Annotated in this window: 18 protein-coding genes; 6 read left to right on the forward strand and 12 right to left on the reverse strand. The window is 70.3% G+C overall.

The window, feature by feature from the left end; all coding sequences use genetic code 11:
• Positions 1-114: 114 nt before the first annotated feature.
• Positions 115-933 (reverse strand): SAM-dependent methyltransferase, encoded by an 819-nt coding sequence (locus tag AC060L_RS22935; RefSeq protein WP_483800740.1) that lies wholly within the window; start codon positions 931-933, stop codon positions 115-117.
• 335 nt (positions 934-1,268) lie between these two features.
• Here AC060L_RS22935 and AC060L_RS22940 point away from each other — a divergent pair, with 335 nt between their 5' ends.
• The 5 genes from AC060L_RS22940 (at position 1,269) to AC060L_RS22960 (ending at position 4,953) form a co-directional block, all read left to right on the forward strand.
• Positions 1,269-1,934, forward strand: coding sequence for a sigma-70 family RNA polymerase sigma factor (locus AC060L_RS22940; RefSeq protein WP_483800741.1), 666 nt, complete (start codon positions 1,269-1,271; stop codon positions 1,932-1,934).
• Positions 1,931-2,650 carry a hypothetical protein gene (locus AC060L_RS22945; protein ID WP_483800742.1) on the forward strand — a complete coding sequence of 240 codons (720 nt, stop codon included), beginning with the start codon at positions 1,931-1,933 and terminating at the stop codon, positions 2,648-2,650. The genes AC060L_RS22940 and AC060L_RS22945 overlap by 4 nt, the downstream gene beginning before the upstream one ends.
• 101 nt (positions 2,651-2,751) lie before the next feature.
• A complete protein-coding gene (locus AC060L_RS22950; RefSeq protein ID WP_483800743.1) occupies positions 2,752-3,483 on the forward strand; it encodes a MerR family transcriptional regulator in 732 nt (243 codons plus the stop codon).
• 48 nt (positions 3,484-3,531) lie between these two features.
• The gene (locus AC060L_RS22955) at positions 3,532-4,128 is read left to right on the forward strand and encodes a GNAT family N-acetyltransferase (protein WP_483800744.1); all 597 of its coding nucleotides are present in this window, start codon (positions 3,532-3,534) and stop codon (positions 4,126-4,128) included.
• Between the two features lie 201 nt (positions 4,129-4,329).
• A complete protein-coding gene (locus AC060L_RS22960) occupies positions 4,330-4,953 on the forward strand; it encodes a DUF4232 domain-containing protein (protein ID WP_483800745.1) in 624 nt (207 codons plus the stop codon).
• 47 nt (positions 4,954-5,000) lie between these two features.
• On the opposite strand, the gene AC060L_RS22965 is transcribed toward AC060L_RS22960, so the two are convergent.
• From AC060L_RS22965 to AC060L_RS22995, 7 genes are all read right to left on the reverse strand, one after another.
• A complete protein-coding gene (locus tag AC060L_RS22965; protein WP_483800746.1) occupies positions 5,001-6,866 on the reverse strand; it encodes a penicillin-binding transpeptidase domain-containing protein in 1,866 nt (621 codons plus the stop codon).
• 25 nt (positions 6,867-6,891) lie between these two features.
• The gene (locus AC060L_RS22970; protein ID WP_483800747.1) at positions 6,892-7,668 is read right to left on the reverse strand and encodes a hypothetical protein; all 777 of its coding nucleotides are present in this window, start codon (positions 7,666-7,668) and stop codon (positions 6,892-6,894) included.
• Between the two features lie 5 nt (positions 7,669-7,673).
• Complete coding sequence (locus AC060L_RS22975) at positions 7,674-8,177, reverse strand: SigE family RNA polymerase sigma factor (protein ID WP_483800748.1); 504 nt, start codon at positions 8,175-8,177, stop codon at positions 7,674-7,676.
• Positions 8,178-8,320: 143 nt separating this feature from the next.
• Positions 8,321-8,542, reverse strand: coding sequence for a hypothetical protein (locus AC060L_RS22980; protein ID WP_483800749.1), 222 nt, complete (start codon positions 8,540-8,542; stop codon positions 8,321-8,323).
• A gap of 101 nt (positions 8,543-8,643) precedes the next feature.
• Positions 8,644-8,835: a hypothetical protein gene (locus AC060L_RS22985; protein WP_483800750.1), complete on the reverse strand. Its 192-nt coding sequence runs from the start codon at positions 8,833-8,835 to the stop codon at positions 8,644-8,646.
• A 66-nt stretch (positions 8,836-8,901) separates the two neighbouring features.
• Complete coding sequence (locus tag AC060L_RS22990) at positions 8,902-9,093, reverse strand: hypothetical protein (RefSeq protein WP_483800751.1); 192 nt, start codon at positions 9,091-9,093, stop codon at positions 8,902-8,904.
• A gap of 8 nt (positions 9,094-9,101) precedes the next feature.
• Positions 9,102-9,953, reverse strand: coding sequence for a helix-turn-helix domain-containing protein (locus tag AC060L_RS22995; protein ID WP_483800752.1), 852 nt, complete (start codon positions 9,951-9,953; stop codon positions 9,102-9,104).
• A 292-nt stretch (positions 9,954-10,245) separates the two neighbouring features.
• Between AC060L_RS22995 and AC060L_RS23000 the strand changes: the two genes are divergently transcribed.
• The gene (locus tag AC060L_RS23000; RefSeq protein ID WP_483800753.1) at positions 10,246-10,740 is read left to right on the forward strand and encodes an ATP-binding protein; all 495 of its coding nucleotides are present in this window, start codon (positions 10,246-10,248) and stop codon (positions 10,738-10,740) included.
• A 245-nt stretch (positions 10,741-10,985) separates the two neighbouring features.
• Here the strand turns inward: AC060L_RS23000 and AC060L_RS23005 are convergent, their stop codons facing one another.
• The 4 genes from AC060L_RS23005 to AC060L_RS23020 form a co-directional block, all read right to left on the reverse strand.
• Positions 10,986-11,540 (reverse strand): hypothetical protein, encoded by a 555-nt coding sequence (locus tag AC060L_RS23005; protein ID WP_483800754.1) that lies wholly within the window; start codon positions 11,538-11,540, stop codon positions 10,986-10,988.
• Between the two features lie 281 nt (positions 11,541-11,821).
• The gene (locus AC060L_RS23010) at positions 11,822-12,910 is read right to left on the reverse strand and encodes a pentapeptide repeat-containing protein (protein WP_483800755.1); all 1,089 of its coding nucleotides are present in this window, start codon (positions 12,908-12,910) and stop codon (positions 11,822-11,824) included.
• 110 nt (positions 12,911-13,020) lie between these two features.
• Positions 13,021-13,452 carry a hypothetical protein gene (locus AC060L_RS23015; protein WP_483800756.1) on the reverse strand — a complete coding sequence of 144 codons (432 nt, stop codon included), beginning with the start codon at positions 13,450-13,452 and terminating at the stop codon, positions 13,021-13,023.
• A 73-nt stretch (positions 13,453-13,525) separates the two neighbouring features.
• The gene (locus AC060L_RS23020) at positions 13,526-14,614 is read right to left on the reverse strand and encodes a DNA glycosylase AlkZ-like family protein (protein ID WP_483800757.1); all 1,089 of its coding nucleotides are present in this window, start codon (positions 14,612-14,614) and stop codon (positions 13,526-13,528) included.
• Between the last annotated feature and the right edge of the window lie 11 nt (positions 14,615-14,625).

Genomic DNA, 14,625 nt, shown 5'->3' on the forward strand with positions numbered 1-14,625 from the left:
ACCTCCCACTCCCCCCCGCGCAAGACCCCCCCCCCCCACCCCCCCCCCCCCCTCCCCCCCCACCGCCGGGTGCGAGTTGACACTCCGTCATAGTGGCGGAGAGTTGATCATCGCTCAGGGTTTGCGGGCGACGGCCGCGTAACAGGCGGCGTCGGCCGCGCTGGCGTTCTCCGCCACGTCCTGCGGGTCGGGGCGCCACTGGTGGGAGGGGACGATGCCGGGGGTCACCAGCTCCCAGCCGTCGAAGAAGCGGGTGATCTCGCCGAGTGTGCGGGGCTGGCCCGGCGTGCCGGCGGCCAGGTAGGCCGCGGCGAGGCGGGCGATGCCCTCGGGATCGAAGTCCGGCGTGACGTGGCTGATCGTGAGTGTGCTGCCGGACGCCAGCTCCGACTTGAGGCGCTCGACGATCCGATGGGCGTCGTGGTCGCCCGTGACGAAGTGCAGCAGGGCGTTCAGGCTCAGCGCCACGGGCTGCTTCAGGTCGAGCGTGCCCAGCAGTTCGGGGGCGGACAGCAGCGCCTCGGGGTCGGTGACATCCGCCTGGACGTAGGCGGTGCGGCCGGCGGGGTGGCTCTGCAGGAGGGCGCGGGCATGGGCCAGCACGATCGGATCGTTGTCGGTGTAGACCGCATGCGCCTCGGGGGCCCGGAGCTGGGCGACCTCGTGCAGGTTGGGCGAGGTGGGGATGCCGGTGCCGATGTCCAGGAACTGCCGCATGCCCGAGCCGGCCAGGAAGCGGGTGGAGCGGTGCATGAAGCGGCGGTTGATCCGGGCCGCGACCAGGATCGAGGGGAAGACCGCCATCGCGCGCTCGGCCGCCTCGCGATCGGCGGGGAAGTTGGTCGTCCCGCCCAGGAAGAAGTCGTACATCCGGGCCGAGTGCGCCCGGTCCATCTCCAGGTCAACCACACCGTCTGCACCGTCGTCGGTCATCGCACCCCTTCTCCACCGGACATCATTGCCCACCACCTTGGCGGAGAACCCCGCAGGAACGAGGCAACCCCGAGGAGTAGTCGTATTATTCCTCTCTGTTAAATTCCTTGGGATCGGACTGCACATTGGGGCCGTTCATCCGGTTGGCTTACAAGTAAGAGAACCGCGTGTGTCTCACACCGACGGCCGCCTCCACTGTGGAGCGGTGCGGTGCCCATGAATGGGACGTCCGTGACCATCGATCTGGAAACCATGGCGGTCTGGGGGACCGCCGCCCGGATCCCCGCCGCCGGCATACGGCGCAACCGCCCCACCATCGGCGACAGGAGCGCCTGATGGGAACCACACCCAGCGGCGCGCCGGACCTCGACGGGCACCGCCCCGACCCGCGTCCGCCCACCGCCACACCCACCGCCACGCCCACCATCACGCCTGCCGTCACACCCCGGCGGTCCACGCTCACCTTCGACGCGTTCCACGAGTACCACCACAAGCTCTGGCTGCGCTACGCCCACACCCAGCTCGGCCACCGTAGCGCTGCGCAGAGCGTGGTGGAGGCCGCCTGCGCCGACCTGCTGGAACACTGGGAACACGCGCTGGAGCAGCACTCGGTGCCCCAGTACGCATGGACGCTCCTCAAGGACCACGTGCAGCGCTGGCTGGACGCCCACGGCATGCAACCCGTCCTGGTGGGCACCGCCGCCTTCCACGCCGCGATCCGCAAGCTCCTGGTCCACGAGATGCGCGACGAGTTCGCCGTCCTGGAGAGCGAACTGGGCCTGTACCAGGCCATCGCCGAACTGCCCGAACGGCAGTACGACGTCATCGTGGTCCGCTACGTCCTCGGCCACGAGGTCGATGAGGTCTCCCACTACCTGGGCATCGAGGCCGCGACCGTCCGCTCCCACGTGCGGCACGCCAAACGCCGACTGGCCAGAGCACTGAACCTGCCCGAACTCCCCGATCAGCCGGAACTCCCTGATCAGAAAGGGAAGATGTGAAGCGCACCGACGAAGACCGCTCCATCGACACCCTGCTGAACGACGCCGAAGTCCTCACCGACGAATACGACGACTACGACGCCGAGGCCGCCCGCCGACGGATCACCCAAACCCTGTACGCCCGCAGGCAACACGCCGCCGGTACTCGTACCGCCGACGCTCCGGCCACCGCGACGGACCGCTTCCCCGCCGCCACCGACCAGGCCGCCCACGACCTGAATCTCGCCGCCTCGCTCATCGTCGGTGCGCCCCAGGCCGCCACCAGCCTGGAGCGGCTGGCCCGCGAGGACGACATCGAGCCGGCCGGCGCTCTCGTCTTCGCCGCCCTGCTCCACCTCACCGGCTACCAGGAGGCCGCCGCGTTCTGGTGGCAGTTCGCCGCCGGCGCGGGCAACAGGAACGCCGCGTTCTGCCTCTTCCTCGCCCACCGCAGGCGCGCCGAGTTCAAGGACGCCGCGCACTGGCGCGCCCAGGGCCGTGGCCTGGCGGCCGGCTCCGGCGGGCGAACCCGGGCCGGACTGCGGGCCCTGCTGCCGGAGAAGGTCCGCAACGACCTGCTCCGGCAGTGCCGCGACGGCCGCCACCCCGCACTCCCCGCCGCACTGGAGGCCGTGATCAACCGCCTGCCCATCGACAGCGCGGACAGCGACTACGGCGAGATCCCGCAGCCGGTGAACGGCATCGTCCGGGACCTGGTGAGCACCCGCTGGTCCTAGGGCGTGTCCGGCCCCAGGGCTTGCCTGACAAGCCCTGGCCACCCCTGGCGGGACGGCCGCACTGCTACTGTGCCAGCAGGACTGTCCCACCAGGAGTGCCCATGCCAGCCACCCCGCCGCAGCGGCCGCGGCTGACCGTCGACGAGCTTGCCGCCCGGGCCGGCGTCACGGTGCGCACCCTGCGCTTCTACAGCGGGCGCGGTTTGCTGCCACCGCCCGAGCTGGGCCCGCGCCGGGTCGGGCTGTACGGGCCCGAGCACCTGGACCGGCTGGAGCTGATCGAGGAGTTGCAGCGGCTCGGCCTCACGCTCGCCGCGATCGAGCGCTATCTCGATCAACTCCCCGCCGACATCAGCTCATTGGACCTGGCGATCCATCGCGCCCTGATCGCCGTCTGGGCTCCGGAGACGGCCGAGGAGGCGAGCGTCGAGCAGCTGTCCCGCCGGGTCGGCCGCGCGCTCTCCGCCGCCGACCTGGACCAGCTGGTCGCGATGGGCGCCCTGCAACGCACCGAGCAGGACGACGCGTTCCTCGTCGACCCGGGTCTTCTCCCGCTCGGCGCACGGGTGTTGGACCTGCCGATCCCGCTGGAGACGATCGTCGCCGCGCGCGCCGTGGTCCGCCTGCACAGCCAGGCCGCCGCCCGCGAACTCAACCGGCTGTTCCTCGAAACCGTCTGGAAGCCGTTCCGCGAGAGCGGCGCCGCCGAGGCCGAGGTGGTGCGGATGCGCGAGGTGAGCAGCCAGATCGAGCCGCTGCTGACCCAGGCCCTGGTCACCGCCTTCCACCGCTCGCTCGCCGAGCAGCTCGCGGAGAGCGGCGGCGCGGGCTAGGAGTTAATGCATTGCCCTTGGCGGCTGCCTGTCAGCATGCTTGCCGCCATGACCTCTCCCGCGCTCTCCTTCGCCGCCAAGCCCACACTGGTCGGCACTCGCGTACTGCTGCGGCCGGTCATCGCCGCGGATGCCCCGGGGCTCGTGGAACTGCTGCACGAGCCGGAGGTGCGTCGGCTGACGGGGTCGCACGGGCCGGTCCCGCCGCAGGCGCTGGAACGCGCCGAGCAGTGGTACTCCTCGCGGGCGGCGGAGGACGACCGGCTGGATCTGGCGGTCGTCGAGCAGGCCACGGGTGGGTACGTCGGTGAGGTGGTCCTGCGGGGGTTGGATGCCGACAACCGGTCATGTTCGTTCCGGATCGGCCTGGTCGGGCCCCGCGCCTTCGGCCGTGGTTACGGCACCGAGGCCATCCGGCTGCTCCTTGCCCATGCCTTCGACACCGTCGATCTCCACCGGGTCGAACTCGAGGTCTACGACTTCAATCCACGCGCCCGGCACGTCTACGAGCAGGTCGGCTTCGTCCACGAGGGCACGAAGCGTCAGGCGCTGCACTGGCAGGGCGCCTGGGTCGACTCGCACGTCATGGCAGTCCTCGCCGATGACTGGTCCAGGCACCGCGGGTTCCCCCGCTCCGGTGAGTGATCCGCCGCTGAGCCTTCCCCTGGGCGCGAGGCATCAGTGCTGGTCAGGTCGCCTGACGTGACACTTTGGGACACGAACGGGACACCGTCACAGCTCTGTCCCGGAGGGCCCGTCGAGCCTGGACCGGCGTGATCACCTGTGTGAATCTTCTGGTGAGCGCGGCGGACGGCTGCGGACCCACCCTTCTTCGGAGATGTAGAGATGCGTGTTCAGCGTGCCCTGGCGGCAAGCGCAGTGGCGGTCGTGGCGGGACTGGCGCTGACCGCCTGCCAGGGAGACGTGAGCGGCAGCGTGACGACGGGTGGCGGCCAGTCGGCCGCCACCCAGGCCGGCGCCGGGTCCGGCGGCAGCGGGTCCACCAGCGGCGGCTCGTCCGGCGGCAAGGGCTCCGCCACCACGGCGGCGATCAGCCACTGCACCACCGCCAACCTGGGCATCAGCGCGTCCGTGGGCAAGGAGACGCCGCCGGAGGCCGACATGGCCGCGGTCACCGTCTCGTTCACCAACAAGGGCGGCTCCGGCTGCACGCTGTACGGCTTCGCCGGGGTGGACCTGACCACCGGCGAAGGCCCGACCTCGGTGCCGCGCAGCCCGCACACGGCGAACACCGTCACCCTCGCCGCCGGGGCGAGCACGCAGTCCGTGATCTGGTACCGCACCAACCCCAGCGGCCACCCCGGCACCAAGGTCACCGGCATGACCGTCACCCCGCCCGGCGAGACCCACTCGGTCAAGCTGACCTGGCCGGGCGCCGAGTTCGCCACCGGCGCGGACGCCCGCGGCACGGACACCCTGTACCTGGAGCCGGTCGGCTACCGCGGCTGACGGCTTCGCCCGCGCCGGCATCCGGCTGACGGCATACGGCTGACGGGCTACCCGTTGCCCACCGCCAGGACCTGGGCCACCGCCTGCCCCGCCGCACCCGCGCCGTGGCCACCGCCCTCGACCTCGGCGGCCACCGCGAGATCGTCGCGGTAGCCGAGGAACCAGCTGTTGGGCGCCGGCTCGCCGTCCACGTCGGCGGTGCCGGTCTTGGCCCCGACCTGGCCACCGAGACCCGCCATCGCCTGCTGGGCGGTGCCAGAGGCCGCGGTCTGCGCCATCATCGTGCGAAGCTGCTTGGCCACCCCATGTGACAGCGGCTGGGCGGCCGCAACCTGCGGCTGCCCGGGCAGCAGGATCGGCTGGCGGAACGTACCGCTCTGCACGGTGGCCGCCACCGAGGCCATGGCGAGCGGGTTGGCCTGGATCTCGCTCTGCCCGATCGCCTCGCCCGCCGCGTCGTCCGAGCCCGTCGGAGCCGGCACCTTCGCGTCGAAGCTGCTCACCCCTGGCGCGGTGGACCACTTCAGGCCCAGGCCGAACTGCTCCTGCGCGACCTCGGACACCCTGCCGGACGCCAACTTGGCCTGGCTCTCCTGGATGAAGGCGGTGTTGCAGGACTGGGCGAAGTCGTCCATCAGCGTGTAGTTGGGGAAGGACCCCGCCTCGTCGTTGTGCCACTGCCGCGGCGAGTTGGCGGTCTGCGGGCAGGGCACCGGGGTGCTGGGGGTGTCACCGGCCTCCAGCAGTGCGGCCGCGGTGATCACCTTCATCGTCGAACCGGGCGCGACCTGGGCCAGGAACGCCTGGTTGAACCCACCGGCCGGCGCGTTGGCCACCGCAAGGATGTTGCCGGTGCTCGGCTCGATGGCGACCAGCCCGACCGGCTTTCCGCCCGCCGACTGCGCCGCCACCGCTTGCTCGGCGGCCCGCTGCACGTCAGCGTCCAGCGTCAGCCGCAGCTGCGGGGCGGACGGCGGCTGCGCGATGACGTACAGCTGCCGGGCGGTGGCCCCGACGCCGTCCGCGAGCACCACCGCCTGCCCATCGGCGCCGGCCGGGTCGGCGGACTGCGCGGTTCCGGACGGCTGGGCGGTTCCGGACGGCTGGGCAGCGATGGACGACTGGAGTGCGGCGAGTATCGGAGTGAGCGAGGGAAAGCCGTCCAGCGACCGGCCCTTGCGGTCGGCCGGCACCGGCGTCTGCGCGGCGATCGCGCGCAGCACAATGGAGTTGCTCGCGGTCAGCGACGGATGGATGACGCTGGGATCCCAGTGCACCACCGGCTTCCCACCGCCCGTCTGCCGCACACTCAGCCCGCTCTGGTACGTCCACGGGCTCCCGGTGGCGTTCGTGAAGGTGACGGTGACCTTGAAGCCGATCGGCGCGTCGACGTCGGTGGCCGTCGAGTGGAGGACGGCTTGGCCACCGGCGGCCAGTGCCAGCGAGCTGTACGCCAGCTTCTGCTTGAAGTCGGCCAGCTGGGCGGTCGCGGTGGCCGGACGGTCGGTCAGCGCGCCGGCCGCCTCCATGTCACCGCCGGCCCAGGCCGTCAGGAAGGCACTGGCGGTGGCCGCCGCGTCGGCCGCGCTCGGCGGCGAGGTCGGCACCGCCGGGGCCGGTACCGCGTGTGAGTGACCGGAGGAGCCGCCGAACACCGCGGAGGCGAGGTTGTCGGCCGCGACCCCGCCGACGGCGAGCAGCCCGGCGAAGACCACGCCGGTGGTGATCAGTACTGCGCGGCGTTTCCCCGAACGCCGTGTGGCGGGGTCGTCGTTGGCTTGCCCGTCCTCGTCCCCGTCCCCGTCCCCGTCCGGCTCCTCGTACTGGTCCGCGTCCGGCTCCTCGTGCTCGACCGGCTGCCGCCACTGCGGCCACCCGTCCAGCTCGACCAGCTGATCGTCCTCGGAATCCATTTCCTGTTCTCCCCCTGCTTGTAGGTCACTTGTTCCACTCTGGGCTCATCGCCACTGCCCGTACCTCATGCGGACTCAGCGCCAGCGGGTGCTTCCCGTCGGGGGTCGCATCGACGCGCTCGATCACGGTCACGCTGCGGCCGTCCGGGTGGAACGCCTCGGCCGTCCAACGGAGCTGCCCTGCTTCGTCCGGCCCGGCCGAGGAGAGCCACACGACGGTGCCGTCCCAGAGCTTCTGGCATGTCTCGGCGGGATAGCCTACGCAGTTGCCCACGCTCGGTTCCGGAGAGGCGTCCTGGATGTTCAGGAACACGGTGGCCGTGCCCTGGCTGTCGGTGAAGTCCAGCGAGGCGGAGATCTGGGCCTGGACGCCGTTCGGAGCCGACTGCCGGCCGGGGGCGAGGCTGCCTGAGCCGTCCGCGTGGCTCACCGTCCCTCCCTTGGGCAGCAGCGCGGCAAGCTGATCCTGGGCCCGCACGAAGCCCGCCGGGCTCGACGAAGGGGAGGGCGACGGCGAGGACACCGCCACCGTGCTGACGGCCGGAACGGGCCGGACCACGCCGTGCCCCTCCCCGGCCACTCCCAGAGCGCCCAGCAGGCCCCCACCGATGACCAGCAGCGCGGCAGCACCCCCCAGCTGCGCGCGCCGCACCCGTCGCAGGTGCCGTCCGCGCGCCGCCGCGCGCAGGACGAGATCCGGGCTGTGCGCCGGAAAGAGCCCGGCGGCCTGGTCCAGCGCATCGGGCAGCACCCGCTCGGTGCGTGTGAGCCTTGCGGGCAGCTGCTCCTGATCGTCCGTCATGTGGCTCACCACGACCCCACCAAATCCTGGAGCTCCTCACCGAGCACGACCCGCAGTTTCTCCAGCGCCCGCAGGCTGCGCACCCGCACCGCGCCCGGCGACACCCGTAGCACCCGGGCCGTCTCCTCCACCGAGTGGTCCTCCCAGTAGCGGAGCACCAGCACCGCACGGTCCTTGGCCGTCAACTGGGCCAGCGCGTGCAATAGGGCGATCCGCAGCTCCGGCTCGTCCACCCGCTCCGCCGCCTCCGGCACCGAATCGACCGGCTGCTCACTGGCGCTGCGCCGGCGGCGGTAGGAGACGAAGGTGCGGAAGAGTACGGTCTGGGCGAAGGCGGCCGGTGACCCGTTCTGGTCGATCCGGCGCCAGGACCGGTACAGCTTGGCCAGCGTTTCCTGGACGAGGTCCTCGGCCAGATGCCAGTCACCGGTGAGCAGGCAGGCGGTGCGGAACAGGTGCCCGCTGCGCGCGTGCGCGAACTCCAGGAAGTCCGCAGGTGCTTCCCCCACCGAGCTGCCCTTCCCCCCGAAACGATGCCACTCCTCATACGCCCGACCCCACCGGGCGCGTTACACCCTCCCTCAGGCGGGAGTCCTGGGGGAAGGGCTTGGCGAAGCGCATCCGGTCACACTGGGGGGAGCAGTCGAGGGTGCTAGCGCCCGCTGCGGCACTGTTGGGCGCGCAGCCGCAGGTAGACGGGGGTGGTGATCGCCACGCCTGCCAGCAGCACGATCACGTCCAGGAGCAGGCGGCGGTGGTGGTGGCCCTGGGAGTCGCTGTAGACACCTGCAAGCATTACTCGGACGACCAGAGCCCCCAGCAGGCCCACCCCTGCGGCGAGCAGGGCCTCGACCTGGTTCTCGCGTCGTGCCACGCGTCCTCCTTCACGCTCGTGTTCATGTCCGACGCCGCAGCACCGCGCGCGGATACGCCACAGAACGGGACGCACACGACTGGCCGATGGTTCAGGGGTGATCAGAGGAGGTGGTCCGCCTTGCCTGCCTTGATGTCCAGGATGAGGGCTCGGAGGGCGGAGATCGAGTCGGTGAGAGGGCGGTCCTCCTCACCGTTCACGGCGATGTAGGCGTTGCCGGCGGCGTCCGTGCCCAGGCGGAAGCAGTTGCCGGAGTCCTGGCAGAAGGGGGCTTCCCAGGTGATATCTGACATGTGATGCCCTCCCCGGGGACAACGGACCACCGGGACCGCACTACACGCGGTCCCGGCGCCTGACAGCTACAGCAGATGGTCCGCCTTGCCAGCCTTGATGTCCAGGATGAGTGTGCGCAAGGCAGAGATGGAGTCGGTCAGGGGACGGTCCTCCTCACCGTTCACCGCGATGTAGGCGTTGCCGGCAGCATCCGTGCCCAGGCGGAAGCAGTTGTTACCTTCGCCGCAGAACGGCTCTTCCCAAGTGACGTCAGACATCGGTTCTCCTAGAGCGCTTGAGCGATGGCGTGAATGAAATCCCGGGACTTCTCGACAGGCAAGGCCGACTCGGCCATCCAATCGAGATGTGCACGATACTTGGCAAGTTGAGCTTCGGCATCAGTGAAGTCCGGCCCGTGGGCAGAGTCCAACTGCACCGTGTCGAGCCGGGGAACAGCACCCTCGGCGTAGAGGAGAGCGTGGCCTGCACCGGGGAATGAGCCGCTCTCAACTGGCAGGACTCGAAGAGTGACGTTCTCCCGCTCCGATTCGACACACAGGTGTTCGAGCTGGGCTCGCATAGCCGCGCGCCCACCGAACTGCATCCGAAGAGCAGCCTCGTGGACGTAACCCACATAGGAGAGCAGATCCGGCCGCCGCAGAACGCGTTGCCTGGCCATGCGGTGATTCACCCGCAACTCGACCTCCAACCGCGACAGTGGCGGTAGAACCGAACCGAAGATGGCGCGGGCATAGTCTTCAGTGTGCAGGAGACCTGGCACATGCACTGACTGCATCGTCTTCAACCGGATCGCATGCCATTCGAGTTCAGCGATGTCGAGCATGCCAGGTGAGATCGTGCCGCGATGCTCCTCCCACCAACCGCGTTCCCGATTGGCGGCCATGGCGACCAGCGCCTCGATGTACGGCTCATCGGCACAGCTGTAGTTGCTGGCCAGCGTCCGCACGCGATCCGGGCTGATCACACGAACACCCGACTCCATGTTCGAGATCTTCGTACGATCGAGACCAAGCAGACCAGCCGCATACTCGGTACTCGCTCCTGCGGCGACACGGAGCTTTCGCAGCTCAGCGCCCAGGCGCTTCTGGCGCTCGGTAGGGACAGATCGAGTGGGCATGCCGTCCTCTCAGGCTGAGTTGGAGTCAGTCTGCCGCGATCGACTACCCAAATCCAACTCGATCGTAGCAATTACCCGGGATCCAGTGGCACATTGCCACTCAGGGCGCTAGCTTCAAGTAGCACGACGTTCACACACGGCGATGACCGGAAGTGCACCGCGCGAGCATGCCCGCCTTCCCTGGGACAGGTGCGCCCGCGCCCGGGGAGGCAGGCCACCGGCAGCGCCGCATCCACATCCACACCCACCACACGCACATGCTCAACCACCGCACCCCCGCGAGGAGTCAGCCATGCCTGGAATCCCGCTCCCGTCCGCCATCGCGACGACCGCTCCCACCTCCCCCACCCCCTCCCCCACCACCCCCACCATCCCCGCCGTGCCGCTGCACTGGCGGTTCCCCGCCGAACTCGCGTCCGTCTCGCGCGCCCGGCGGGCCGTGGCTCGCGCGCTCCCGCCGCACTGTCGCCCCGAACTCTCCTACGAGATCAGGCTGCTGACCTCCGAACTCGTCACCAACGCGATCCGGCACGGCGCCCGCGCCGACGAGGACGAACTCGTCGAACTCGTCTTCTGGACCGCCGACGGCCACTACTGGCTGGCCGTCTCCGACCCCGGCTCGGGCCGTCCCACCCTCTCCCCCACCCCCAACGCCAAGAGCACCGAGGCGTGCGGCGGCCGGGGGCTCCTGCTCGTGGACGCGCTCAGCGATGCCTGGGCCGTCGTCCCGCGCCGTACGCGCGGCAAGTCCGTCATCGCCGGAATCCGCCTGAACCACCAGGCCTGACGGAACGTCATATCAACCACACGAGCTGCCCTGCCGGAGGGGACAGGGCAGCCAGTGCATGCACCCTGACACTTTCCGGCCTCCCCGGGAGGAGCCCGACCTCCCCGCCTCCACGACCCCGAGTCACCCGTTCACGCCGTCCGCAGCGGGCGCGGTGCACGCGGCCGGTGGGACTGAACGCCGGCGCGGGAGTGGGAAGTCGGCATCGCCAACTTCCCACTCCCGCGCCGCTGTCAGGTGCCTGATTAGCTGCAGCTCAGGCTGAGGTTGTAGTTGCGGGATCCGGAGTCGATCGTCGTGTCGGTCCAGTACGGACCGGTGAGGCCGTACCCGGCCGTGAGGGTGTAGGTGCCGGGGCCCCCGCACGCGACCCCGGGGCCCTGGACCGTGCCGGACGGGCCGCCGCTTCCCGTGGTCTGGCCGCTCAGTAGTGTCTTGCCCGAGCGGCTCAGGGTGTACGAGAAGTCGAACGTGCACGGGTATTTCGAGCTGGCGTTGTACCAGGCTCCTCCCCAGTAGTACTCGCAGGAGGTGAACTCCAGCGTGGGCCAGACCTGGCTGCCGTCGGTCTGGAGGCAGAACTGGGCCTGGGTGTAGGTCCAGTGGTTCTCCGAGTACAGCGGGAACTGGTCGCCGCACACCGGCGCCGGATCGGTGGCCCCGTGCGGGGCATGGGCACCCGGGGAGGTGGCCGACGGTGGAGTGGCGACGGCGGTCGGCGCCATGGCCGCCACCAGCGCGATCGCGGCGGAGGCCGCGCACACGAGGGTGCGCTTGAGGGAGGTCTGGAAGAGGGGCATGTCTACCTCATGGGGGGTCGGTCGTCGGGGGACAGCCATGGGGATGCGGCTGAAGTCGGTTCGAGCGCACAGTGCAGTCTGAACGCCTACGCGCTTCCGCCCGTACACGAACCATTGCATACGACCGACGCCCCGGCCGGGCGACAGGGCCGCACGCGCACCAATGAGTCGAAGCGTCAACTCGTCGTACTGGCAGGCAATCAGAGCGTACGACTCGGCATGCGATCGGTCCTGCGGCGGTGCACACCGCATGCCGCTGGCTTCGGATCAGGTGTCAGGCGTCAGGCGTCAGGCGTCAGGTCCGACTGCAGAGCCGGGGCCGGGATCATGATCGCGGCGGCCGGCAGCAGGACGTCCGGTTCAGTGCCCGGGTCCTCGGTGACGACAACGCCTGCCGCCTCGACATCGAAGCCGGCCGGCCAGGTGGTGAGGTCGCTCGCCAGTGCGCCTTCCAGTTTCGCTTGCCGTAGGTCGGTTCCGCTGAGGTCGCAGCCTCGGAGGTCGGCCATGCGCAGGTCCGCGCGGACGAACACGGCTCCTGCGGCACGGGCTTTGCGCAAGTTCGCCTCTCGCAGGTCAGCGCCGGAGAAGTTCGCTTCACGCAGGTCGGCCTTGAGCAGGCGTGCGCCGCGCAGATCGGCTTCGGTCAAGCGGGCCTGGTGAAGGATCGAGGTCCCGAGTTCGGCGTGCCGCAGATTGGCCGTGATCAGCGAGGCCCCGCGCAGGTTGACCTGGTACACGCTTGCCGCTTCCAGGCACGTTCCGTCGAGGTTGACACCGTTCAGCCACAGTCCGTCGCAGTCGGCCCGGCGCAGGTCGGTGTAGCTGACGTTGAGCCAACCCGCGGGACGTTCCTCGCCGAGGACTCCGAGGCAGGTGAGCGCCACTTGGGCGTCCGCGGCGCGGGTCTCCAGCGGGCGCACCGAGTTGATCGATGCGTCCGCCGCCGGGGCTCCCGGCTCCTGCGGCGGCCAGGGCAGGTGCGTCCGCAGGTATGCGGCCATGATCGAGACGATCGCCTCGTAGTCACGGACGGAGTGGTCGGCAATCCGCCACAGTGCGTAGATGCCTCCGATCCGTACGTCGAGCTTGTCGCTGCCCAACTGTTCCACGGCTCGGCTGAAGCGGTCGGTGACTTGGCCCTCCCTGGTGGCGTTCAGCCCGTCCTGGCTGACGCGCAGCTGCCGCCAGGTGGCATAGGCCCCGAACAGGACGACCGCGCCACCGATCGCTTGAAGCAGCGTGGTGCGCACGTTGTTCACGGCGTTCACCCGGTCTGCGGCGGAGAGCTGGGCACCGGCGAGGTCGTGGTCGACGACCAGCCCTGGAAACAGCAGGAGTGCAACCGACAGCACCGCCAGACCGGCCACCGTGACCGAGACCCAGACCGCGACAACGGCCCGATCCGGCCGCTGACGGCCGCGAACAGATCCCCCCATAGCCACCGGATCCTAGGGCAAAAGCGAACGGCGCGAGCCAATCAGGACGAGGCTTTCTTCCCGTACCGCTTGGCGTACGCCGGGTCGGACTCCCACCACAGGCCGGACGGCCCCGCGCGGTCGGGCTCCTCCGCCGCCGGGGTCCCCGGAATACCCCCACCATCGCCGTCGTCCTCGGCGCGCACCCGGTTGACCAGGCCGGGGATCGGTGTGAGGAGTCCGAGCACCGGCACGATCGCGATCAGCAGCGAGTACCCCGTGCTGAAGGCCGTCACCCGGGTCACGCCGTCCTCGGAGACCTCGATGGCGATGGTGTTGGAGCGGCCGCCCCGGGAGCCGACGCGCAGCGAGTGCGAGCCCGCCTCGACCGGGAAGAGGGCGGACCCGCCCTGCTTGACCTTGCCGACCGTCGTGTCGTCGATGACGACGTTCAGCCAGCCCGCCCTCCGCAGGGTCGGCGCCTCCGTACGCACAAAAACAGTTCCGGCCACGAGCGCGCCCCTTGGATCCTGATCGCCACTGAATCCTGCCGATCATATGAGGCATTTACGACCCGACCCCGACCCGCAGCCCCTGCCAGGCCGCAAGCTCCCCCACCTCATGGCGCACGGCCTCCGTCATGGCCGGCGTGAAGGCGACGTCCTCGTGCACGGCGTTCACCACGAACGTCCCGGCCTTGCGGTCGGCCACCGCATCGACCTTTCCGATCAGCCGGTCCTCGTGCAGGATCGGCAGCGCGAAGTAACCCCAGCGCCGCTTCGCCTTCGGCTTGTACATCTCCAGCACGTACTCGAAGTCGAACAGGTCCTGCGCCCGCGCGCGGTCGTGCACCAGGCGGTCGAACGGCGACAGCAGCGCGGTACGCCCGGCGAACGGCTGCCCGAGTGCGGCCGGATCCACCCGCCACCGGCCCGGGACGCCTTCGACGACCGCCTCCTCCCCCGGCTCACCCACCTCCCCCGACTGACCAGCCCCTCCACCCGCGCGCGCCCGCTGGATGCCGAGCGACCGCAGCCACCGCTCAGCCCGGATCCTGCGCGCCTCCTCCGACGGGACCGCCACCACGCCGGCCGGATACACCCGCTCGGCGAGGTCCCACAGACGCTGCTTCCCCCGGCGCCCGGCGATCGCGACCTCGCCGCACACCACCAGGAGCTCCAGCAGCTGCGTGACGTTGCGGTTGTTGGTCCACCCCGTCGACGGCCACGCCACCACACTCGTGTCCGGGATGTCCCGCGACAGCAGGGGACCGGACGAGCCGAGCAGTCCGAGCACGTCCCTCCGGAACGTCTCGTTCGCCCGCAGCCACTCACGCGACTTCTCACGCGTCGGCGCGCTCCTCATATCCGCCACGTACAGCGGCAGATCGTCCATCGGCCGCACCATCGCGTCGGACTCCCACAGCGTCCGGTCCTCCTCCAGCGCCCGCCGCAACTGCTCCGGCCGGTACGCCGAGCCCAGCCGGCTCCAGGCGACCAGGTCCACGTTCGGCGCCACGGCGGCCGTCGGGTCGATCTGCAGCAGCGTCAGCCGGCGCACGACGCCGAGCAGGTCGCTCGGACGCCCCGCGTCGAGCAGCTGGGCCCGGACGGCTATCCGCCGCGCTTCCTCACGACTGAGCCGATGAATCGCCATCCGCGCAGGCT

It is taken from the genome of Kitasatospora sp. NEAU-69 (assembly GCF_057158765.1).

Coding starts and splice junctions, on each gene's coding strand:
- AC060L_RS22935 (WP_483800740.1), bottom strand. CDS start 933: ATGACCGACGACGGTGCAGACGGTGTGGTTGACCTGGAGATGGACCGG.
- AC060L_RS22940 (WP_483800741.1), top strand. CDS start 1,269: ATGGGAACCACACCCAGCGGCGCGCCGGACCTCGACGGGCACCGCCCC.
- AC060L_RS22950 (WP_483800743.1), top strand. CDS start 2,752: ATGCCAGCCACCCCGCCGCAGCGGCCGCGGCTGACCGTCGACGAGCTT.
- AC060L_RS22955 (WP_483800744.1), top strand. CDS start 3,532: ATGACCTCTCCCGCGCTCTCCTTCGCCGCCAAGCCCACACTGGTCGGC.
- AC060L_RS22960 (WP_483800745.1), top strand. CDS start 4,330: ATGCGTGTTCAGCGTGCCCTGGCGGCAAGCGCAGTGGCGGTCGTGGCG.
- AC060L_RS22965 (WP_483800746.1), bottom strand. CDS start 6,866: ATGGATTCCGAGGACGATCAGCTGGTCGAGCTGGACGGGTGGCCGCAG.
- AC060L_RS22970 (WP_483800747.1), bottom strand. CDS start 7,668: ATGACGGACGATCAGGAGCAGCTGCCCGCAAGGCTCACACGCACCGAG.
- AC060L_RS22985 (WP_483800750.1), bottom strand. CDS start 8,835: ATGTCAGATATCACCTGGGAAGCCCCCTTCTGCCAGGACTCCGGCAAC.
- AC060L_RS22990 (WP_483800751.1), bottom strand. CDS start 9,093: ATGTCTGACGTCACTTGGGAAGAGCCGTTCTGCGGCGAAGGTAACAAC.
- AC060L_RS22995 (WP_483800752.1), bottom strand. CDS start 9,953: ATGCCCACTCGATCTGTCCCTACCGAGCGCCAGAAGCGCCTGGGCGCT.
- AC060L_RS23000 (WP_483800753.1), top strand. CDS start 10,246: ATGCCTGGAATCCCGCTCCCGTCCGCCATCGCGACGACCGCTCCCACC.
- AC060L_RS23005 (WP_483800754.1), bottom strand. CDS start 11,540: ATGCCCCTCTTCCAGACCTCCCTCAAGCGCACCCTCGTGTGCGCGGCC.
- AC060L_RS23020 (WP_483800757.1), bottom strand. CDS start 14,614: ATGGCGATTCATCGGCTCAGTCGTGAGGAAGCGCGGCGGATAGCCGTC.